19 protein-coding genes are annotated in these 20,031 nt (G+C 65.8%); 2 read left to right on the forward strand and 17 right to left on the reverse strand.

Going from position 1 to position 20,031, the window contains the following annotated elements:
• Nucleotides 1-22: 22 nt before the first annotated feature.
• The 8 genes from otsA to mltG form a co-directional block, all read right to left on the reverse strand.
• Entirely contained in the window at nt 23-1,429 is a 1,407-nt protein-coding gene (gene otsA / locus VSR72_RS39440) for an alpha,alpha-trehalose-phosphate synthase (UDP-forming) (RefSeq protein WP_342957620.1), read from the reverse strand.
• Between the two features lie 37 nt (nt 1,430-1,466).
• Nucleotides 1,467-2,768 carry a mechanosensitive ion channel domain-containing protein gene (locus tag VSR72_RS39445; protein ID WP_342957621.1) on the reverse strand — a complete coding sequence of 434 codons (1,302 nt, stop codon included), beginning with the start codon at nt 2,766-2,768 and terminating at the stop codon, nt 1,467-1,469.
• Between the two features lie 193 nt (nt 2,769-2,961).
• Nucleotides 2,962-3,324 carry a Rap1a/Tai family immunity protein gene (locus VSR72_RS39450; protein WP_342957622.1) on the reverse strand — a complete coding sequence of 121 codons (363 nt, stop codon included), beginning with the start codon at nt 3,322-3,324 and terminating at the stop codon, nt 2,962-2,964.
• Nucleotides 3,325-3,418: 94 nt separating this feature from the next.
• Nucleotides 3,419-4,144, reverse strand: coding sequence for an ankyrin repeat domain-containing protein (locus VSR72_RS39455; protein WP_342957623.1), 726 nt, complete (start codon nt 4,142-4,144; stop codon nt 3,419-3,421).
• 67 nt (nt 4,145-4,211) lie between these two features.
• Nucleotides 4,212-4,997 carry a TatD family hydrolase gene (locus tag VSR72_RS39460; RefSeq protein WP_342957624.1) on the reverse strand — a complete coding sequence of 262 codons (786 nt, stop codon included), beginning with the start codon at nt 4,995-4,997 and terminating at the stop codon, nt 4,212-4,214.
• A 41-nt stretch (nt 4,998-5,038) separates the two neighbouring features.
• The gene (locus VSR72_RS39465) at nt 5,039-6,073 is read right to left on the reverse strand and encodes a DNA polymerase III subunit delta' (protein WP_342957625.1); all 1,035 of its coding nucleotides are present in this window, start codon (nt 6,071-6,073) and stop codon (nt 5,039-5,041) included.
• Nucleotides 6,074-6,160: 87 nt separating this feature from the next.
• Nucleotides 6,161-6,781, reverse strand: a complete 621-nt coding sequence (gene tmk / locus VSR72_RS39470) for a dTMP kinase (protein WP_342957626.1) — start codon at nt 6,779-6,781, stop codon at nt 6,161-6,163.
• Nucleotides 6,782-7,792, reverse strand: coding sequence for an endolytic transglycosylase MltG (gene mltG / locus VSR72_RS39475; RefSeq protein ID WP_342957627.1), 1,011 nt, complete (start codon nt 7,790-7,792; stop codon nt 6,782-6,784). It lies immediately after the preceding gene.
• Between the two features lie 77 nt (nt 7,793-7,869).
• On the opposite strand from mltG, the gene VSR72_RS39480 reads away from it, so the two are divergent.
• Together VSR72_RS39480 and VSR72_RS39485 are read left to right on the forward strand one after the other, a co-directional pair.
• Nucleotides 7,870-8,901 (forward strand): folate-binding protein, encoded by a 1,032-nt coding sequence (locus VSR72_RS39480; RefSeq protein ID WP_342957628.1) that lies wholly within the window; start codon nt 7,870-7,872, stop codon nt 8,899-8,901.
• A gap of 91 nt (nt 8,902-8,992) precedes the next feature.
• The gene (locus VSR72_RS39485; protein ID WP_342957629.1) at nt 8,993-9,847 is read left to right on the forward strand and encodes an NRDE family protein; all 855 of its coding nucleotides are present in this window, start codon (nt 8,993-8,995) and stop codon (nt 9,845-9,847) included.
• Nucleotides 9,848-9,854: 7 nt separating this feature from the next.
• Here VSR72_RS39485 and VSR72_RS39490 read toward each other — a convergent pair whose 3' ends face one another.
• The 9 genes from VSR72_RS39490 to VSR72_RS39530 form a co-directional block, all read right to left on the reverse strand.
• Entirely contained in the window at nt 9,855-10,817 is a 963-nt protein-coding gene (locus VSR72_RS39490; RefSeq protein ID WP_342957630.1) for an alpha/beta hydrolase, read from the reverse strand.
• Between the two features lie 23 nt (nt 10,818-10,840).
• A complete protein-coding gene (locus VSR72_RS39495; protein WP_342957631.1) occupies nt 10,841-11,722 on the reverse strand; it encodes an SDR family oxidoreductase in 882 nt (293 codons plus the stop codon).
• Between the two features lie 88 nt (nt 11,723-11,810).
• Nucleotides 11,811-12,809 (reverse strand): NADP-dependent oxidoreductase, encoded by a 999-nt coding sequence (locus VSR72_RS39500; protein WP_342957632.1) that lies wholly within the window; start codon nt 12,807-12,809, stop codon nt 11,811-11,813.
• 111 nt (nt 12,810-12,920) lie between these two features.
• Nucleotides 12,921-13,448: a PaaI family thioesterase gene (locus VSR72_RS39505; RefSeq protein WP_342957633.1), complete on the reverse strand. Its 528-nt coding sequence runs from the start codon at nt 13,446-13,448 to the stop codon at nt 12,921-12,923.
• A gap of 8 nt (nt 13,449-13,456) precedes the next feature.
• Nucleotides 13,457-13,759 (reverse strand): Dabb family protein, encoded by a 303-nt coding sequence (locus tag VSR72_RS39510; RefSeq protein ID WP_342957655.1) that lies wholly within the window; start codon nt 13,757-13,759, stop codon nt 13,457-13,459.
• A 186-nt stretch (nt 13,760-13,945) separates the two neighbouring features.
• The gene (locus tag VSR72_RS39515) at nt 13,946-15,124 is read right to left on the reverse strand and encodes an acetyl-CoA C-acyltransferase (RefSeq protein ID WP_342957634.1); all 1,179 of its coding nucleotides are present in this window, start codon (nt 15,122-15,124) and stop codon (nt 13,946-13,948) included.
• Nucleotides 15,125-15,178: 54 nt separating this feature from the next.
• Complete coding sequence (gene pncA / locus VSR72_RS39520; RefSeq protein ID WP_342957635.1) at nt 15,179-15,814, reverse strand: bifunctional nicotinamidase/pyrazinamidase; 636 nt, start codon at nt 15,812-15,814, stop codon at nt 15,179-15,181.
• A 46-nt stretch (nt 15,815-15,860) separates the two neighbouring features.
• Nucleotides 15,861-17,957 (reverse strand): 3-hydroxyacyl-CoA dehydrogenase NAD-binding domain-containing protein, encoded by a 2,097-nt coding sequence (locus VSR72_RS39525; RefSeq protein ID WP_342957636.1) that lies wholly within the window; start codon nt 17,955-17,957, stop codon nt 15,861-15,863.
• Nucleotides 17,958-18,194: 237 nt separating this feature from the next.
• A complete protein-coding gene (locus VSR72_RS39530; protein WP_342957637.1) occupies nt 18,195-19,880 on the reverse strand; it encodes a 3-(methylthio)propionyl-CoA ligase in 1,686 nt (561 codons plus the stop codon).
• Nucleotides 19,881-20,031 lie beyond the last annotated feature (151 nt).

The raw sequence follows: 20,031 nt of genomic DNA on the forward strand, positions 1-20,031 counted from the left end.
TCATACGCAAAACGCGCAATCATCAGCGCGGCTGGGGCACGGCCGCCAGATCGCGCAGGAAGGTGTCTCGCCACACGCCCAGATCGTTGCGTCTGAGCGCCTCCATGTTGGTCTGGTAGCGCGCCTGACGCTCCTCGAGCGGCATCGCGAGCGCGCGTTCCAGCGCTTCCGACATGCCAGTCGCGTCGTGAGGATTCACGAGCAATGCGCCCGTGAGCTCGGCCGCCGCGCCCGCGAAAATCGACAGCACGAGCACGCCCGGATCGTTGGGATTCTGCGCCGCCACATACTCCTTGGCGACGAGGTTCATGCCGTCGTGCAGCGGCGTCACATAGCCTATCTGCGACTCGCGAAAGAGCGACATCAGCTTCCAGCGGTCGTACTGCTGGCTCAGATAGCGGATTGGCGTGTAATCGAGGCCCGAGTAGCGGCCGTTGATGCGCCCCGCCTCCCGCTCCAGTTCCTCGCGTATCACCTTGTAGCTCGCGACGTCCGAGCGTGTGGGCGGCGCGATCTGTACGAGCGTGACCTTGCCGCGCCATTCGGGCGATGTTTCCAGCAACTGCTCGAAGGCATGAAAACGCTCGACCAGCCCCTTCGAATAGTCGAGCCGGTCCACGCTCATGATGAGCTTGCGCCCTTCCAGGCTCTGCTTGAGATCGAGCACATGCTGGCGGCTTTCGTAGCGCGCGGCCTGCTCGGCGATCTCGTCCGGAAACACGCCGATGCGGTACACCCCCGTGCGCAGCTTGCGGCCATACGCCTCGACCTCGCCGTGCTCCGGATTCTCCGCGCGCATTGCCACCTTGCCGTGCGCCTCGCGTGCGATGTAGTCGTGGAACGCCTGCTGGTCGTTCTGCGTCTGGAACCCCAGCAGGTCGTAACAGCACAGCGATCTGACGAGTTCGTCGTGCGGCGGAATGGTCTGCAACACCTGCGGCGAAGGAAACGGAATATGCAGGAAGAAGCCGATGCGGTTGCGCACGCCTTCCGAGCGCAGCGCCTCGGCGAACGGAATCAGGTGATAGTCGTGGACCCAGATGTTGTCGTCCGGGTGGATCAGCTTCATGAGCTTGTGCGCGAGCCACGCGTTCACGCGGCGGTAGCCCGCGTATTCGTCGCGCTCGTAGCGCGCGAGGTCGTTGCGGTAGTGGAAGACTGGCCAGAGCGTGGCGTTCGAAAATCCACGGTAGTACTGATCGTAGTCCTTGCGCGTGAGGCCGACGGTCGCGAAAGTGACGTGGCCCTCTTCGACCAGCGTCGGTCCCGCGTTCGCCACCGTCTCGCTCACGACGTCGCCGCTCCAGCCGAACCACACGCCGCCCGAGTCCTTCAGCGCGCCGAATACGCCGACCGCAAGCCCGCCCGCCGAGCCTTTGGTCTCCGTCGGCGTCGCGACGCGGTTCGAGACGACTATCAGTCTGCCCATCTTGCGGTTCCTCCTCCTGTCTTCACACTACTGCGTTTCAGCCTCCATCGCGGCGACTTTCAGTCGCGGGCTCGCGCGCGTTGCCGGATTCGGCCGCGTTGGCGTCCATCGCTGCGTCTGGCCGCGCCGGCTGGTGCGTCTCCAGCTCCTCGCCGTCCCCCGGCACGCGCGTGCCCGTCACGGGATCGGCCTCAGTATGGGCCGCTGTGCTTGCCGCCGCCTGCCGCGCCGGGCGCCGCACGAACGACGGCACCTCGCCGGTGCTGCTTTCGAGCTCCGCCGACACTTCGGCGCGCGCACGCGGCAGGAACTGCGGATAGTGCTCGTTGACGAAATCGAGCAGCCCTTCGCGCACGCGACAGCGCAAATCGAAATTCAGGCCGGAGTCGCGCGAACTCACCAGCACGCGCAACTGCATGGCGCGCTCGTTGGCGTCGGTGACCTGTAAAACCTGCACGCGGCGGTCCCATTCGGGCGCGCCGTCGACGATGCGTGCGAGCGCCTCGCGCAGCGGCGCGAGCGGCATGCGGTAGTCGAGCCACAGAAACACCGTGCCGATGATCTGCGAGCTGCTGCGGGTCCAGTTCGCGAACGGATTCTCGATGAACCACTGCAGCGGCACGATGAGCCGCCGCTGGTCCCAGATCCGCACCGAAACGTAGGTGCCCGTGATTTCCTCGATGCGCCCCCACTCGCCCTGGATCACGACCACGTCGTCGAGCCGGATCGGCTGCGAGAGCGCGATCTGCAAACCGGCGATCAGATTGCCTAGCACGGGGCGTGCCGCGATACCGGCAACGAGACCGGCAACGCCCGCCGAAGCCAGCAGGCTCGCGCCGATCTGCCTCACGTTCGGGAACGTCATGAGCGCCGCGCCCACGCCCACGATGATGATGAGCACCATGACCGTCCGCGCCAGCACGCGGGCCTGCGTGTGGATGCGGCGGGCCTGGAGGTTGTCGGCGATATCGAGCGGATGGGCGGCGATGATGGCCTCGCCGATGGCCGCCGCGCAGCGCACGGAAAGCCAGGTGATCGCGCCGATCAGCGCGAACGCGCACAGCTCGCGCAGGCCGCTGATGTGCCTGAGCGTGTCGGGCGCCTGCCACCAGACGAATTCGATCGCGAGGATGGCGAGCACGGCGAGCGCCGGCTTGCGGATATAGCGCAGGAACACGCTGACGCGCGGATACGGGCGCGCGACACGCAGCAAGACGCGGCCGCCGACCCAGTGCATGGCGAACGCGAAGACGAGTGCGAGCGCGCTCACGAGCAACGTGCCGAGCCAGTCCTGCAGCGGGGCGTCGGTGAAACCGGAGAAATCGTCGAGTGTCGGCATCTGCGGCCAGTTCCTCCTGAGCATCCTGGTTAATAAGGCGACTCTTGGAAACGGCACGGGCGCAGGCCCGCGGACGGCCACGGCGATGGTTCAACTGGCCACGCAGCGGCCTCGATGATGAGTGGCGCGGCGATAGAAAGCGCCGCGCCGTGCTACTTGTTACTTCAACGGCAATGCCAACAACGAGCCGGCTTCAACTGCCGTTGCCGGTCTTGCAGGGAAACGCCTTGCCGAGCCCGAGCGAAATGGCCGTACTGGCGTTGTAGCCGGCCACGTTCGGGTTGTCGGCGATGTACTTGCGCACTGCGTCGGTGAGTTGCGACGAGCGCGCGTCGGGCGGCAGGCAGAAGTATTGACCCACGCGCGGCCCGGTAGTGCCGCCGATGGCGTCGATGGTGTTGAAGATGCCGTCCGCAGCACCTTCGATGTAGGCCGCGCACGCGCTGCGCGAAGCCACGTCGGTCTTCGTGCAGAGCCGGTTGAGGTCGCTTGCCGTGAATGCGAAAGCGGAGAGCGGCAACGCCATTGCGCCCGCACAGATCAGAACCCGCAGCATGGTTCTCCTTGAGTTGTCTTGGGGAGCGGCGCTTCGAGCACCTCGAGCGCCGCCGGTCGGCCGCCTTGGTCCAGTGCGGCCGCCTTCATCCCCATTATTTTGCACTGTTTTGCGGCGCTGCCGGGCTCGCCGTGGAGAGGCCGGCCTGCGTCATGCGCGCCGTGAGGTCCTTGATCGCGTCCGGCGCCTTGTACTGGCGCGCGAAATCGAGTGCCGTCATGCCGATCTGGTTCTTCGCACCCAGCGTCGCGCCCTTTTCAAGCAGCATCTGGATCGTCGTGAGATGGTCGCCGCGCGCGGCCATCATGAGCGGCGTCGTACCGTTGGGCGACAGCGCGTTGACGTCGGCCGAGTAGCCGATCAGGAGCTTCACGACGTCGTCGTTGCCGTTCGCAGCGGCGTAGTGCAGCGGCGTCCAGCCCTTCTTGTTGACCTCGGCGCCCTTGGTGATGAGCAGCTTCACGAAGTCCACGTCGCCGTTGAGCGAGGCGAGCATCAGCGCGTTTTCGCCTGCGCGGTCTTCGGCGGCGATGTTCGTCTTCGGGTTGTCGAGCAGCACCGCCCCGACCTTGTCGGACTTCTCGCGCGCGGCGATCACGAGGAGCGGCATGCCCTGGTCGTCGGTCGCGTTCGGGTCCATGCCTTCTGCGAGCGCTTTTTGCACACCCTTGTCGTCGTCGAACTTGACGCTCTTGATGAGCGAGTCGATCGGAGCGGCGCGTGCCGCGGCGCCGAACAGCGTGGCGGCGACGCCGAGCACGAGCGCGGCGGCAGTACGGCGGACAGGGTTTGCGGCGTGCGGAAGCGGTTTCGAGTTCATGTCATGCCTTAACGTTATCTGCTATCTCGTTGATATTTAACACCATTGACAGCATGCGGTTCGCGATTCAGGCCTGAGGCTGGATCTTGAAGAGCCGGAAAAAATTCTGCGTGGTGACAGCGCCAAGTTCGGCGTCCGGCAATCCGCGTTGCTGCGCAATGAATCTTCCGACATGGCTCACGTACGCAGGTTCATTGGGTTTGCCACGAAATGGCACAGGAGCCAGGTATGGCGAATCGGTTTCGATCAAAAGACGCTCGATCGGCACGCGGCGCGCCACTTCCTGAACGTCGGTCGCGCTCTTGAACGTCACGATGCCCGAAAGCGAGATGTAAAAATTCTGCGCGAGCGCGCGCTCGGCAATCGCCCACGGTTCCGTGAAACAGTGCATCACGCCACCGGGCTCGCCCGCGCGCTCTTCTTCCATGATGCGCAGGGTGTCGTCCGACGCCGCGCGTGTGTGGACGATGAGCGGCTTGCCCGTGGCGTGCGCCGCGCGAATGTGCGTACGAAAGCGCTCGCGCTGCCATTCCATGTCGGCGATCGTGCGCTCGCCCAGGCGATAGTAATCGAGCCCCGTTTCGCCGATCGCCACCACTTTCGGGTGCGCGGCCAGCTCGACGAGTTCGGCCACGCTCGGCTCGCGCATGTGCTCGTGGTCGGGATGCACGCCCACCGACGCGTAGACGTTCTCGTAGCGGTTGGCGATGTCGAGGACCGAAGGCAGCGTCTCGAGGTCCACGGAGACGCACAGCGCGTGCGTGACGGCATTCTCGCGCATGTTCTCGAGCACCTGCGGCAGGCGGTCGCCGAGGCCCTCGAAGTTGATATGGCAATGTGAATCGACAAACATGAGTGGTCCTGCGATGGAAGATTCGAGGCTAATCGAGCCCGTCAGGCGAACAGTTCACGATAGCCGAGAAAGAGTTCCTCGAACACGAGGCGCGCATTCAGCGGATGGTTTTCCACGGCGCGCTGGCGCGTGACCGTCTTCAGGTAGCGCGCGAGCGCGGCGGCTTCGAGCTTCGAGGCGCAGCGCGCGAGGCCGCTCGCGGCCTGCGGGAAGTAGCGCGGGCGGCCCGCCGTGTGTTGCGCGAGCAGATCGTAGACCCAGCGTTGCAGCCAGCCGAGCACGAGCGGCACCGGCAGCTTTTGCAGCGTCTCGCCGCAGGCAAAGGCGTCGCAGGCGGGGCCCGCCGCGAGTTGCGTCAGCGTCCAGTCGCGCAGCGTGCGGTTTTCGTCGTGCGCGAGCGCGAGCGCCGCGAGTGGGGCGCCGCCTGCTTCGGCAAGCAGAGCCGGCGCGTCGTCCACGCCCTGGTGCGCCAGCCACGCCGCGGCGGCTTCGGGCGCCGGCGTGCCCATGGGCCACTGGCGGCAACGGCTGATGATGGTTGGCAACAGGCGGTCGATGCGCGCCGACACCACGAGGAACACCACGCCCGCGGGCGGCTCTTCGAGCGTCTTCAGGAGCGCATTGGCTGCGGCGACGTTGAGTGCCTCGGCCGGATACAGCACGACCACGCGCAGGCCGCCGCGGTGCGAACCCACGCCCGTGAAGCCGAGCAGCGCGCGCACCTGCTCGATGCGGATTTCCTTGCTCGGCGCGCGGCCCTTCTTGCCTTCTTCGCCGTCGCCCTTTTCAGCTTTGGCGTCATCGTCGCCGGCCTGGCCGATTTCTGCGGCCAACGCTTCCGGCACGACGATCCGATAGTCCGGATGATTGCCCTGGTCAAACCAGTTGCACGCCGCGCAGGCGCCGCACGGCTCGCCATTCGCCTGCGGCGCTTCGCAGAGCAGCCCCTTCGCCAGATGTTGCGCGAACTGGAGCTTGCCGATGCCCGCCTGGCCATGCAGCAGCAGCGCATGCGGCCAGTGGCTGCGCAGTTGTTGCAGGCGTTGCCAGTCGTCGGTTTGCCAAGGATAGATCATCTTCTGAATCAATCGGTTAGGCGAATTTCATGAGGATTTTCATGAGATTCGCGCAGCCATATAAGAGCGCCAAATATCGCCTTGAAATCAAAGCGCTGCGATCACATGCTCGAGTTTTTTGCGAATTGCGTCGATGCCCTGCGACGAATCGACGATCGCGAAACGGTACGGCGCCTCTTCCGCGCGGCGCAGATACTCGGTGCGCGTGCGCTTGAAGAACGCATCGGATTCGCTTTCGAAGCGGTCGGGCTCGCGCGCGGCGCCGCGACGCTCGCTCGCCGTGTCGGGCGGCAGGTCGAACAGCACCGTCAGGTCCGGCTGGAAACCGCCCTGCACCCAGCGCTCCAGCGTTTCGAGCTTGTCGCGCGGCAGCCCGCGGCCTCCGCCCTGGTAGGCAAAGGTGGCGTCGCTGAAGCGGTCGGACAGCACCCAGTCGCCGCGCGCGAGCGCGGGCTCGATCACCTTGGCGAGGTGCTCGCGGCGCGCCGCGAACATCATGAGCGCCTCGGTTTCGAGGTCCATCGGCTGATGCAGCACGAGTTCCCGGATCGACTCGCCAAGCGGCGTGCCGCCAGGTTCGCGCGTCATGACGACCGTGCGGCCCGACGGCGCGAGTTTCTCGGCGAGCTGATCGCGAAACCAGGCGAGATGCGTGGTCTTGCCCGCGCCGTCGATGCCCTCGAACGTGATGAATCGGCCCCGCGCCATTTAATTTCCCCGGATGTATTTGTCGACGGCCTTGTTGTGGTCGACAAGATTGTCAGAAAAAACGCTGCTGCCGTCGCCGCGCGCCACGAAGTACAACGCCGCCGTCGATGCCGGATTGAGCGCCGCCTGGATCGCCGCGGCGCCGGGCAGCGCGATCGGCGTTGGCGGCAACCCGAGGCGCAGATAGGTATTGTAAAGAGTGTCCGACTGCAGATCGCGCTTGCGCAGATGCCCCGCGTAGTTCTCGCCCAGGCCGTAGATCACGGCCGGATCGGTCTGCAGCGGCATGCCCACTTTCAGGCGGTTCGAGAACACGGCCGCCACGAGCGCCCGGTCGGCGGCGCGCCCCGTCTCCTTTTCCACGAGCGAAGCCAATGTCAGCGCCTCGTACGGCGACTTGAGCGGCAAGCCTGGCGCGCGTGCAGTCCATGCTTCGTCCAGACGCGTCTGCATCAGGTGGTACGCGCGGCGATAGACGTCGAGGTCGCTCGAACCCTTGTCGAAGAGATACGTGTCGGGGAAAAACAACCCTTCGCCGCTGCCGTTCGGCGAGGGCGGCGCACCGATCGCGGCAAGCAGATCAGCATCGCTCATGCCGGCCGTCTCGTGGCGCAGCGCCGGGTTCGCGTCGAGCTCGGCGCGCATGTGCTTGAAGGTCCAGCCTTCGATGATGGTGGCCACGGACTCGTTCACGTCGCCGAGCGCCATCTTCTGGAGCACCTCATAAGGCGTGATCCCCACCTTGAACTCGTAGTTGCCCGATTTGAGCTGGCTCTGCAGGCCGAGCACGCGCGTCATGAGCACGAAAAGTTGCGTTTGCACAGGCACGCCGCCGTGCCGCAACTGCAGCGTGACGCTGCGCACGGTGCTGTGCGGCTTGATGGTGACGTCGATCTGTGGGGCGGCAAGGTCGAGCGGCGTGGTGGCCCAGCGCCATACGCCGCCTGCCGCAGCGGCGCCAATCACGACTAGTGCGGCGCCGGCAACAAGGCATTTCTTCAGGAGGGACATGGAAACACGACTCAGGGGGACCTCATATAATAACTGCTTGCCTTCGCTAAAGTCAGGATTGACTGTTCCCCGAATCCATGAACTCACCGCTCGATCACGCTTCCACGCTTTCCGCCCCTGAATTTGCTACCGCAGGCGCGGCCGATTTCGACGCCGTTCTGAAAGGCGGCGCCTACGCGATCCTGCCGCAGTTCGGCGTGATCGACGCCAATGGCGACGACGCCGCGACCTTCCTGCACAGCCAGCTCACCAACGACGTGCAGCATCTCGACGTAGCTGGCGCACGCCTCGCGGGCTACTGCTCGGCCAAGGGCCGCCTCCTCGCCTCGTTCCTGACCTGGAAGACCGGCGACACGATCCGTCTGCTGATCTCGAAAGACGTGCAGGCAACGGTGCAAAAACGCCTGTCGATGTTCGTGCTGCGCGCCAAGGCCAAGCTCACGGACGACAGCGACAAGCTGCTCGTGGTGGGGCTCGCCGGCGACGTGCGCGGCGCGCTCGCTAGCGTGTTCGACGCGCTGCCCGACGGCGTGCACGTGAAAGTGGACGATCCCTCGGGCACGCTCATCCGCGTGCCCGACGCGGCCGGCGTGCTGCGCTACCTGTGGGTCGGCCCGAAGGAAGCCGTCGAGGCGCGCCTTGCGAAGCTCGACGGTGCGGTGAAGCGCGTGTCGCCGGCGGTGTGGGACTGGCTCGACATTCGCGCGGGCGAACCGCGCATCACGCAGCCCGTGAGCGAGCAGTTCGTGCCGCAGATGGTCAATTACGACGTGCTGGGCGGCGTGAACTTCCGCAAGGGCTGCTACCCTGGCCAGGAAATCGTCGCGCGCAGCCAGTATCGCGGCACCATCAAGCGCCGCACCGCGCTCGCCAATGTGACCGCGAGTCTCGACGCCGCGCATGCGGGCGTCGAACTCTTTCATTCGGACGACCCGAGCCAGCCGTGCGGCATGGTCGTGAACGCCGCGGCCGCACCCGAGGGTGGCATCGATCTGCTCGCCGAGATCAAGCTTGCCGCCCTCGAAACGGGCAGCGTGCACCTGGGCGCCGCGGACGGTCCCGCGCTGCGCGTGTTGCCGCTGCCGTACGCGTTGCCGGCCGAAGTTTGACGCTGCACACTGCGTCCATCGCGAGCGAGGCGCCTGGCGCCTCGCGTCGCTTCGGCGCGGTCCGACTCCCGACCCTGCAAGGGCCAACTCCATGTGTCTGATCGTCTTTGACTGGCGTCCGCACGCGAGCGCCGGCGCGCTTTTCACACTCGCGGCCAATCGCGACGAGTTCCTGCGCCGCACCGCCGATCCGCTGCATTGGTGGAACGCTTCGGACGACGTCACGTCGCCGGGCAGTTCGGCAACCGGCGTGCTCGCGGGCCGCGATCTGGTGGGCGGCGGCACCTGGCTCGGCATGACGCGCAGCGGCCGCTTCGCGGCGCTCACGAACTATCGCGCGCCGAAAGACATGCGTCCCGACGCACCCACGCGCGGCACGCTCGTCTCGCGCTGGCTCACCGGCGCGCAAGGTCTGCCCGATACACCGCTCGGCTATCTCGACGAGATCGCGCGCTCGGGCGATCTGTACAACGGTTTCAATCTGATCGTTGGCGATTGGGCGCGGCGGGAGCTTGCGTGGTACTGCAATCGCGCGGACCGCGCGCCCTCCTTGCTGCCCGAAGGCACGCACGGCATTTCGAACGCCGTGCTCGACACGCCGTGGCCCAAGCTCGTGCGCAAGCGCGGGGAACTCGCGCAACTCGCGTCAGGCGACGCGCAAGTCCCGCTCGCACGGCTCGTAGAAATGATGCGCGACCCGCAGGTCGCGCCCGACCGCGACTTGCCCGCCACGGGCATTTCACTGGAACGCGAACGCGCGCTTTCCGCCGCATTCATCGAAACGCCCGATTACGGCACGCGCGGCACCACGGCGCTGCGTGTCACACTGCGTGGCGCCCTTCTGGACGTTGAAGCGCTTGAGCGCAGCGACGATGACGGCTCGCATCGCGTCGTCCGCCCAGGCGCCTTCGAGCGCCACGAAAGCTACACGATCGAAAGAGGCTGAGCGCGTTTCAGTCACCAGTGCCAAGTGCGAGGCGCAGCGCGTGGGCGGCATCGTGCTGCGCGCGCCGCGCCTCGTCGATGAACGATCCCATCTTGATGAACTCGTGAATCACGCCGTCGTAACGCACGAGCGTGACCTCGTTGCCCGCTTCGTGCAGCTTTTTCGCATAGGCCTCGCCCTCGTCCACAAGCGGATCGAATTCGGCCACGCCGATCCACGCCGGTGCGACGCCGCGAAAATCCGGTGCGTCGTGCGTGCCGTCGAGCGGCGCGAAGCGCCAGTCGTCGCGGTCTGAGTCGTCGCGCACGTAGTGATCGAAGAACCACTGGATCGTCGGCGCGGTCAGCAAATGACCGTCGGCGAGACGCTTGTGCGATTCGCTCTGCTGATGCGCGCTCACCGCCGGATAGAACAGCAGTTGCAGCACCGGCGCGATGCCCGCGTCGCGCGCCAGCACCGCGCAGACCGTGGCGAGCGTGCCGCCCGCACTGTCGCCACCCACGGCGAAGCGAGAAGCATCCAGCGCGTATTCGGCCGCGTGCGTGTGGAGCCACGCATAGGCGTCGAAAGCGTCGTGCACCGCGGTCGGGAAGCGGTGTTCGGGCGCGAGACGGTAGTCCACGGAAAACACGGCGCAGCGCGCGTCGCGCGCAAACATGCGGCAGAGCGCATCGTGCGTGTCGACGCTGCCGATCGTGAAGCCGCCGCCGTGGTAGTAGACGAGCACGGGAAGCGGCTCCGCCCAATTTGGCTCGACTGGCAGAAAAAGACGCGCACGAATCGTCGCGCCATCACGCGTCGGCACCTGCAGGTCTTCCACGCCATGCATCGGCGCAGACGGGATTTCGAGCACCGACGCGCTCTTTTCATACTCGGCGCGCGCCTCCTGCGCCGTCTGTTCGTGATAAGGCGCGCGGCCCGTGCGGGCCACCATGTCGAGCACGAGTGCGATCTTCGCGGTGAGTGGCATGCCACGGACCCAGTGCGCCGCTTTTATTGCGGCGCTTTCTTGACTTCAGGTTTGAGCGAGAGCGGATCGGTCGGGTTGCGCAATGTTTCGATGTCCTCATGACGCAGCTTCACCGAAGGGAGGATCTGCGGATGCGTGAGGATATAGAAGCGCCCTTCCCGCACGGCGTCGAATGTCGCCTTCGCGATGTCTTCGGGCGTGAGCTTGCCGGAACGCACCGCGCGCTGCAATTGCAGATCGGCGGCCTGCTGCGAGCGCGTGAGCGGCGAGTCGTTGCGCAGATCGTCGGGGCGGCTGCGCTCGGCGTGTGCAATGCCGGTCGAAACGAAGGCTGGACACAGCAGTGAACAGCTCACCTTGTCGGTCACGTTCTTCAAGTCGTGATAGAGCGTTTCGGTGAGCGAGACCACGGCATGCTTCGACGCGTTGTACACGCCCATGGCGGGCGGCGACAGCAGTCCCGCCACCGAAGCCGTGTTGACGATATGCGCACGCTCGCCCTGCGCGAGCATGGCCGGCGTGAAGCTGCGCACGCCGTTGGCCACGCCCATCACGTTCACGCCGAACACCCAGTCCCAGTCCTTCGCGCTGCTTTCCCACACGAAGCCGCCGGTGCCGACACCCGCGTTGTTGAAGAGCAGATGGACTTTGCCGTAGGCGTCGAGCGCGGCTTTCGCGAGCGCGTCGACCTGCGCGGCGTCACGCACGTCGGTACGCACGCCGATGGCCTGTGCGCCGCCTTCGCGCAATGCATTGACGGTTTCGTCGAGCAATGCCTGATCGACATCGGCTAGCACGAGCTTCATGCCGAGCGCTGCGGCCTGCTGCGCGAACGCGCGGCCAAAGCCGCTTGCCGCGCCCGTAATGACGGCCACGCGGCCGTCGAACTCAAACGGTTCGGACATTGCGAATCCTGCGGTGAAGGTTGCGGTGAATACTGCGGGCGAAAAAGCGAAGCGCCCTTTCCGGGCGCTTGCGCTGACGGTGAACCCGTTAGATCAGCTTGACTAGCTGCTTGCCGAAATTCTGGCCTTTGAGCATGCCGAGGAACGCGCTGGGCGCATTCTCGAGACCTTCGGCCACGGTCTCGCGATACGCGAGCTGCTGCTTCGCGACCAGCGTACCCAGCTCCGTCAGCGCCTGCGGCCACACTTCCAGGTGCTCGCTCACGATGAAGCCCTGCACGAGCAGGCGTTGCGTGAGCAGCAGCTGCGGATACTTGAGCGGCATCGGCTCGCCGTCGTAGCCCGCGATCATGCCGCACAGCGCAATGCGTCCAAACGCGTTCATGCGCGCAAGCGTGGCGTCGAGCACCGCGCCGCCGACGTTCTCGAAGTAGCCGTCCACGCCGTCCGGCGTCGCGGCCTTCAGGTCCTGATAGAGATTGCCAGCCTTGTAATCGACGCAAGCGTCGAAACCAAGCGTCTCGACGACATAGCGGCATTTATCCGCGCCGCCCGCGATACCCACCGCGCGGCAGCCCGCGCGCTTGGCGAGCTGGCCGACCACGCTACCCACCGCGCCGCTCGCCGCGCTCACGACGACGGTTTGCCCCGCCTTCGGCTCGATGATGCGATTCAGGCCGTACCACGCGGTGACGCCCGGCATACCCACGGGCCCGAGGTACGCGGAAAGCGGCACATGCGTCGTATCGACGACATGCAGGTCACTGCCGTTCGACGTGCCGAACTCCTGCCAGCCGAACATGCCCACGACCTTGTCGCCGGCCTTGAACTTCGCGTTGCGCGACTCGACCACTTCGCCCACCGTGCCGCCGATCATCACCGAGTCGAGCGGCTGCGGCGCCGCGTACGACTTGCTGTCGTTCATGCGACCACGCATGTACGGATCGAGCGAGAGATAGTGGTTGCGCACGCGCACCTCGCCCTCTTCGAGCGGTGCGAGCGGCGTTTTCACGAGGCGGAAGTTGTCGACGCTCGCGGCGCCTTCCGGGCGCGAAGCGAGCAGGATCTGGCGATTGGTCTGGGTCATGGCGTCCGTGTTGCTTCGTTGTGCGCGGCGAGGCGTTGCACGCCTGCCGCGCAAGAGTCGAGCCATCGGGTGCGCGCGAGCAAAGCCCTTGCGCGCGCCCGATCGCGCGTGTTAACCGTCGCTCGGGCCCGGCCGCGCGCTGGGGTCGCTGCGCAGACGCTGACGCGTCACGTCGCGGCCCACCGCGAGCCGGCGCATGTACTTGAAAGTGCCGAGCGCCTTGGCGACGAAATGGCCTTCGCTGTCGCGAATCTCGCCTTCACAATAGGCCATGGTGGTGGAACGGTGCAGCACGCGGCCGGTGGCGCGCAATTCGCCGCGCCCAGGCTGCATGAAATTCACTTTCATTTCGACGGTGACGACGCCCACGCCGTCGGCGGCGACACTGCGCGCCGCCATGGCGAGCGCGATGTCGGCGAGCGTCATCGTCACGCCGCCGTGCGCGACGTCCCACGTATTCAGATGCCGTTCGGCGAGCGGCAGCACGACTTCGCTCGCACCGTCACGCGCGCTCACGAGCTGCGCGCCGAGATGCTCGACAAACGGGCTCTCGATGATCGTCAGCGACGTTTGCGGGTTTTCTGCGCTTTCGCCTTGTGGCGCGCCGCCGCCTGGGGATTGATCTGCGGTACCGATCATGATGCGCTTCAGACCAGGTAATCCACGCACTGACGCGACTCGACCACGAGCTTCGCGAACTGCTTCACGACGAGATGTTCGGGGTGGTCCTGATAGCCGTCGAGCGCGGTCTGATCGGCGAAGTCGGAAACGAGCACGAGATCGAACGTGGATGCGAGGTCCGGTTCGGCCACGCCAACCTCGAGGTGCAGCGTGCCCGGCACGAGATCGCGGCAACCTTCGAGCAGCGCCTTGAACTTCACGACATTCTCGGCACGCGTCGCGCCTTCGGCCGACTCCTTGAGCTTCCACATCACGATATGACGAATCACGAACTCACCTCTTTCAGTCTGCATGGGAACAGGCGCCGCACCGTGCGCGCGCCGACAGCCGTCATGATACCCGCAGCGCATCGAGCGCGAGAACGGCTCGGCACGCGCCAAAGCGTGGTAAAGCGCGGGAAAGCGGTGGCGTGGCCGAGCCTGCGGCAGACTCTCGCGAGTCCGCCGCACCGAGCATCAGACGACTTCGAAGAGGCCAGCAGCGCCCTGCCCGCCGCCGATGCACATCGTCACCACGACGAACTTCGCGCCGCGGCGCTTGCCTTCGATGAGCGCGTGGCCCGTGAGGCGCGCGCCCGACACGCCGTACGGGTGACCCACGGCAATCGCGCCGCCGTTCACGTTCAGGCGGTCGGCGGGAATGCCGAGCTTGTCGCGGCAATACAGCACCTGCACCGCGAATGCTTCATTCAGCTCCCACAGGCCGATGTCCTCGACCTTCAGGCCCGTCTGCTTGAGCAGCTTCGGCACGGCGAACACGGGACCGATGCCCATCTCGTCCGGCTCGCAGCCCGCCACAGCGAAGCCGCGGAAGATGCCGAGCGGCTGCAGGCCTTCGCGCTCCGCGACCTTCGCGTTCATCACGACGCAGGCGCTCGCGCCGTCCGAGAACTGGCTCGCGTTGCCAGCGGTGATGACGCCGCCCGGCATCGCAGTGCGGATCTTCGACACGCCTTCGAGCGTCGTATCGGCGCGAATGCCTTCGTCGGCGGCGATCGTCACTTCCTTCGTGACGAGTTGGCCCGTCGCCTTGTCGGCGACACCGGCGAGCACCGTCATCGGCACGATTTCGTCGTTGAAGAGGCCCGCCGCTTGCGCGGCCGCCGCGCGCAACTGCGACTGCACGCCGTACTCGTCCTGGCGCTCCTTCGAGATCTCATAGCGCTTCGCGACGTTCTCGGCGGTTTGCAGCATGCTCCAGTAGATTTCGGGCTTGTGCTGGTTGAGCCAGCCTTCAGCCACCATGTGACGGTTCATCTCGTTCTGCACGCACGAGATCGACTCCACGCCGCCTGCCACGAACACGTCGCCTTCGCCCGCGATCACGCGTTGCGCGGCGAGCGCGATCGTCTGGAGTCCGGACGAACAGAAGCGGTTCACCGTCATGCCCGGCACGCTCACGGGCAGGCCCGCGCGCAGCGCGATCTGGCGCGCGATGTTCGCGCCCGTTGCGCCTTCGGGGTTCGCGCAGCCCATGATCACGTCTTCCACGCGGGCGGGGTCGATCTTCGCGCGCTCGACGGCGGCTTGCGTCACGTGGCCACCCAGCGTCGCGCCGTGCGTCATGTTGAAGGCGCCCTTCCAGGACTTGGCGAGGCCCGTGCGGGCGGTCGATACGATTACGGCGTCAGTCATGCGATGTCTCCCACTACGAATATTGAATCCAGAGGATGTCTTTTGATTGAACGTTCAAGCGGACAATGCCAGCACCTCGGCCGATTGCGCGCGCTTCACACCGGCGGCGAGCAACTGCTCCCACGCGGCGGCAAGCGAACCGTTCAGGTCGATGGCGCGTGAGGCGTCTTCGATCAGCACCGTTTCGAAGCCCGCGGCACGCGCGTCGAGCGCGGACCACGCCACGCAATAGTCAGTCGCGAGGCCGCAGCAGTACACGTGCTTCACGCCCACGTCGCGCAGATAGCCCGCGAGGCCCGTGGGCGTCCTGCGATCGGCTTCGAGAAACGCGGAGTAGCTGTCCACGTCGGCGTGATGGCCCTTGCGGATCACCGCGCGCGCATGCGGCACGTTCAGGTCGCGATGCAGCGCCGCGCCTTCGGTGCCCTGCACGCAGTGCACGGGCCACAATACCTGCTCGCCGTAGGGCAGCGCCGTGGTTTCGAACGGCGCGCGTCCTGCGTGGTTGGCCGCAAACGAAACGTGCTGCGCCGGGTGCCAGTCCTGCGTGAGCACCACGTGGCTGAAGCCCTGCGCGAGCCGGTTCGCGACCGGCACGACTTCATCGCCATGCGCGACGGCAAGCGCGCCGCCCGGCATGAAGTCGTATTGCAGGTCAATCAGCAGGAGCACGTCGTCTGCGCTTCTCATGATGTTCGTCCGCCTGTTCGTTCGCTTTTGCGTCCGTGAATGATGCTTAGTTGAACGTACCGCCCTTGGCAGCCAGCTCGACGATCGAAGGCGCGACTTCCCAGGCCTCGCCATTGCGCTGCTGCGCGTAGCGGCGAATCGCGCGCTCGACGTTGTAGAGGCCAACCGTGTCGGCGTACAGCATCGGGCCGCCGCGCCACAGCGGGAAGCCGTAGCCCGTGAGATAGACCATGTCGACGTCCGACGCCTTGGAAGCGATGCCCTCTTCGAGAATCTTCGCGCCTTCGTTGACGAGCGAGAACACGAGACGCTCGACGATCTCTTCGTCGCTGATCTTGCGGCGCTCGACACCGGCTTCCTTCGAGTACGCCACGATCATCTCGTCGACGAGCTTCGAAGGCAGCGCGTTGCGCTCGCCCGCCTTGTAGTCGTACCAGCCAGCGCCCGTCTTCTGACCGAAGCGGCCAGTCTCGCACAGACGGTCGGCGATCTTCGAGTACTTCATGTCCGGATGTTCCTGATAGCGGCGCTTGCGAATGGCCCAGCCGATATCGTTGCCGGCCAGGTCGCTCATGCGGAACGGGCCCATCGCGAAACCGAACTTCTCGACTGCGCGGTCCACCTGTGCAGGCAGCGCGCCTTCTTCGAGCATGTAGAGCGCCTGGCGCACGTACTGCTCGATCATGCGGTTGCCGATGAAACCATCGCACACGCCCGACACCACGGCCGTCTTGCGGATCTTCTTCGCGACCTGCATGACGGTGGCCAGCGCGTCCTTGGCCGTTTCCTTGCCGCGCACGACTTCGAGCAGCTTCATCACGTTGGCAGGACTAAAGAAGTGCAGACCCACCACGTCCTGCGGACGCTTCGTGAACGCTGCGATCTTGTCGACGTCGAGCGTCGAGGTGTTCGACGCGAGAATCGCGCCCGGCTTTGCGACTTCGTCGAGGCGCTTGAACACCTGCTCCTTCACACCGAGTTCTTCGAACACGGCTTCGATGATGAGATCGGCTTGCTTGAGGTCGTCGTAGGAGAGCGTCGGGCTGATGAGCGCCATGCGCGCTTCCACCTTCTCCTGCGTGAGCTTGCCCTTCTTGACCTGGGCTTCATAGTTCTTGCGGATCGTCGCGAGGCCGCGGTCGAGCGCTTCCTGCTTCGTCTCCAGCAGCGTGACCGGCACGCCCGCGTTGAGGAAGTTCATCGTGATGCCGCCACCCATCGTGCCCGCGCCGATCACCGCGACCTTCTGGATATCGCGCGTGGGCGTGCTCGACGGCACATCGGGAATCTTGCTCGCAGCGCGCTCGCCGAAGAACGCGTGGCGCAGCGCGCGGCTTTCCGGCGTCTGGACGAGTTCGAGGAAGCATTCGCGCTCATAAGCGAGGCCTTTGTCGAAGCCCTGCTTCACGCCCGCCGCGATCGCATCGACGCACTTCACCGGCGCCGGATAGTTCTTCGCCATCGCGCCAACCGTGTTGCGCGAGAACTGCAGGAAGCCTTCAGCGTTGGGATGCTCGATCTTCCGGTTGCGCACGAGCGGATGCGGGCCCGGCTTGGCGGCCGCCTTGCGAGCGAAAGCGATCGCCTCTTCGAGCAGATCGCCTTGCGCCATGGCGTCGAACAGGCCCGAGTTGGCGAGCTTTTCGCTCATCACCGGCGCGCCCGTGACGATCATGTTGAGCGCGGCCTCGAGGCCGATAGCGCGCGGCAAGCGCTGCGTGCCGCCGGCGCCCGGCAGGATGCCGAGCTTCACTTCCGGCAGCGCGATCTGCGCGCCGGGCGCGGCGATACGGTAGTGCGCGCCGAGCGCCAGTTCGAGACCGCCGCCCATGGCCACGCTGTGGATCGCGGCCACGACCGGCTTGGCGCTCTTTTCGACTTCCTTGATGACGGTGTGGAGCGTGGGCTCCTGCATCGCCTTGGGCGTGTTGAATTCGGTGATGTCCGCGCCGCCCGAGAACGCCTTGCCGGCGCCCGTGATCACGATGGCCGCAACGGCCGGATCGCTCGCGGCGCGCGCAAGGCCCTCGACGATGCCTGCGCGGGTCGAATGCCCGAGGCCGTTGACGGGCGGATTATTGAGCGTGAGGACGGCGACGCCGTCGCGAGTCGTGTAGTTCACTGCCGCGTTGTCCACTACCATTTGCCTGCCTCCATGCTTGCGGGCCGCGATGTGCGTCGTCGGCTTCATTGTCCGACATTCCCGGTCAGCAGGCAGAATACACAAAAAAGAACGTTCGTTCAATTTTTTGCTGCGCTGCGGATGCCAGGGGTTGTACTGAACGTACGATTCTGGCGGGTCAGTGGGCAAAAGTCGGAAGAAAAAAAACGCAGCCAGATGGCTGCGCCGGAGAACCTTGCGCGGCTGCGCGGGTGCGGTTTAGCCGTGCTTCGTGGCGTCTTGCGCGGGAAACGGACAGCCCTCCACCGCGAGCGCGGTCGGCAGCACGTAGGAACGGAACTGCTCGCGCAGCTTGAGCTTTTGCAGCTTACCCGTTGCGGTATGCGGTAATTCTTCGACGAACACGGCGTCGTCGGGCAGCCACCATTTCGCGACCTTGCCTTCGAAGTACGCGAGCAGTTCTTCGCGCGTGACCGCGGCGCCGGGCTTCTTCACCGCGACGATGAGCGGCCGCTCGGTCCAGCGCGGATGTGCGCACGCAATGCACGCAGCCTCCGCGATGGCCGGATGCGACACGGCGATATTTTCCAGGTCGATCGAGCTGATCCACTCGCCGCCCGACTTGATGACGTCCTTACTGCGGTCGGTGATGTGCAGGAAACCGTCGGGGTCGATCGTGGCGACGTCGCCCGTGGGGAACCAGCCGTCCACGAGCGGCGAGCCGCTTTCCTGGCGGAAGTAGCGGTCGATCACCCACGGCCCGCGCACATGCAGGTCGCCGAACGTCACGCCGTCCCACGGCAGCTCTTGGCCGCCCTCGCCGACGATCTTCATGTCCACGCCGAAAATCACGCGCCCCTGCTTTTCCAGTAGCGCCTGCTGCGCTTCGCGCGGGCGCTGCGACTGTTCCCAGTTCAGCTTCGAAAGCGTGCCTAGCGGCGACATCTCCGTCATCCCCCACGCGTGGATGACCTGCACGCCGTAGTCGTCCTCAAAAGTGCGCAGCATGGCGGGCGGGCACGCCGAGCCGCCGACCACCGTGCGGTTGAGCGTCGAAAAGCGCACACTCGCGCCGCGCATATACGCGAGCAGGCCGAGCCAGACCGTGGGCACGCCGGCCGAGACGCTCACGCCTTCGGCCTCCATGAGTTCGTAGAGCGACTTGCCGTCGAGATCCTTGCCGGGGAGCACGAGCTTCGTGCCCGTGAGCGGCGCCGCATGGGGAATCCCCCACGCATTCACATGAAACATCGGCACGACTGGGAGAATCGCGTCGCGCGCGGAAAGGCCTAGCGCATCGGGCAAACAGCCGGCGTAGGCGTGCAGTACCGAAGACCGGTGCGTGTAGAGCGCGCCCTTCGGGTTGCCCGTGGTGCCGGACGTGTAGCACAGGTTCGACGCGCTGCGTTCGTCGAGTTCGGGCCACGCATAATTGCCGTCCTGCGCGGCGACGAGCGTTTCGTAGCAGAGCACTTCCGTGCGCATTTCCGGCCGGTGCGACTCGTCGCACATGGCGATCCAGCCGCGCACGTTCGGGCACTGCGGTGCGAGCGTGTCGACGAGCGCGGCGAACGTAGTGTCGAACATCACGTAGCGGTCGTCGGCGTGATTGACGATCCAGGCGATCTGCTCGGGAAAGAGCCGCGGATTGATCGTGTGGCACACGGCGCCGAAGCCGGTCACGCCGAAATAGGCCTCGAGATGCCGGTAGCCATTCCAGGCCAGCGTGCCAACGCGCTCGCCCGGCGCCACGCCAAGCGCGATGAGCGCCTGGGCAAGCTGCTTCGAGCGCGCCTCGCACTCGCGGTAGGTATAGCGATGAATATCGCCCTCGATGCGGCGCGAGACGATCTGCGCACTGCCATGATGGCGCGCCGCATGCGCGATCAACGACGAGAGCTTGAGCGGCACATCCATCATCTGTCCCAGCAGCGGCGCACTCATCGGTAGCGGTCTCCTCGCGTGGATCGGCGTTGTCTGTCGTTGTCTTGTGCGTTTTACTTTCGCGTATCCTGGCGGCGCGGCGACGCGCTTCGAACGCGCCCCAGCACGCCGGCGGGTGCGGAATTACAATATCGACTATTCAACAGGCCCT

It is taken from the genome of Paraburkholderia sp. JHI869 (genome assembly GCF_038900775.1).
In the GTDB taxonomy this organism is placed as follows: Bacteria; Pseudomonadota; Gammaproteobacteria; order Burkholderiales; family Burkholderiaceae; genus Paraburkholderia.

Coding starts and splice junctions, on each gene's coding strand:
- otsA (WP_342957620.1), bottom strand. CDS start 1,429: ATGGGCAGACTGATAGTCGTCTCGAACCGCGTCGCGACGCCGACGGAG.
- VSR72_RS39445 (WP_342957621.1), bottom strand. CDS start 2,768: ATGCCGACACTCGACGATTTCTCCGGTTTCACCGACGCCCCGCTGCAG.
- VSR72_RS39450 (WP_342957622.1), bottom strand. CDS start 3,324: ATGCTGCGGGTTCTGATCTGTGCGGGCGCAATGGCGTTGCCGCTCTCC.
- VSR72_RS39455 (WP_342957623.1), bottom strand. CDS start 4,144: ATGAACTCGAAACCGCTTCCGCACGCCGCAAACCCTGTCCGCCGTACT.
- VSR72_RS39460 (WP_342957624.1), bottom strand. CDS start 4,997: ATGTTTGTCGATTCACATTGCCATATCAACTTCGAGGGCCTCGGCGAC.
- VSR72_RS39465 (WP_342957625.1), bottom strand. CDS start 6,073: ATGATCTATCCTTGGCAAACCGACGACTGGCAACGCCTGCAACAACTG.
- tmk (WP_342957626.1), bottom strand. CDS start 6,781: ATGGCGCGGGGCCGATTCATCACGTTCGAGGGCATCGACGGCGCGGGC.
- mltG (WP_342957627.1), bottom strand. CDS start 7,792: ATGTCCCTCCTGAAGAAATGCCTTGTTGCCGGCGCCGCACTAGTCGTG.
- VSR72_RS39480 (WP_342957628.1), top strand. CDS start 7,870: ATGAACTCACCGCTCGATCACGCTTCCACGCTTTCCGCCCCTGAATTT.
- VSR72_RS39485 (WP_342957629.1), top strand. CDS start 8,993: ATGTGTCTGATCGTCTTTGACTGGCGTCCGCACGCGAGCGCCGGCGCG.
- VSR72_RS39490 (WP_342957630.1), bottom strand. CDS start 10,817: ATGCCACTCACCGCGAAGATCGCACTCGTGCTCGACATGGTGGCCCGC.
- VSR72_RS39495 (WP_342957631.1), bottom strand. CDS start 11,722: ATGTCCGAACCGTTTGAGTTCGACGGCCGCGTGGCCGTCATTACGGGC.
- VSR72_RS39500 (WP_342957632.1), bottom strand. CDS start 12,809: ATGACCCAGACCAATCGCCAGATCCTGCTCGCTTCGCGCCCGGAAGGC.
- VSR72_RS39505 (WP_342957633.1), bottom strand. CDS start 13,448: ATGATCGGTACCGCAGATCAATCCCCAGGCGGCGGCGCGCCACAAGGC.
- VSR72_RS39515 (WP_342957634.1), bottom strand. CDS start 15,124: ATGACTGACGCCGTAATCGTATCGACCGCCCGCACGGGCCTCGCCAAG.
- pncA (WP_342957635.1), bottom strand. CDS start 15,814: ATGAGAAGCGCAGACGACGTGCTCCTGCTGATTGACCTGCAATACGAC.
- VSR72_RS39525 (WP_342957636.1), bottom strand. CDS start 17,957: ATGGTAGTGGACAACGCGGCAGTGAACTACACGACTCGCGACGGCGTC.
- VSR72_RS39530 (WP_342957637.1), bottom strand. CDS start 19,880: ATGAGTGCGCCGCTGCTGGGACAGATGATGGATGTGCCGCTCAAGCTC.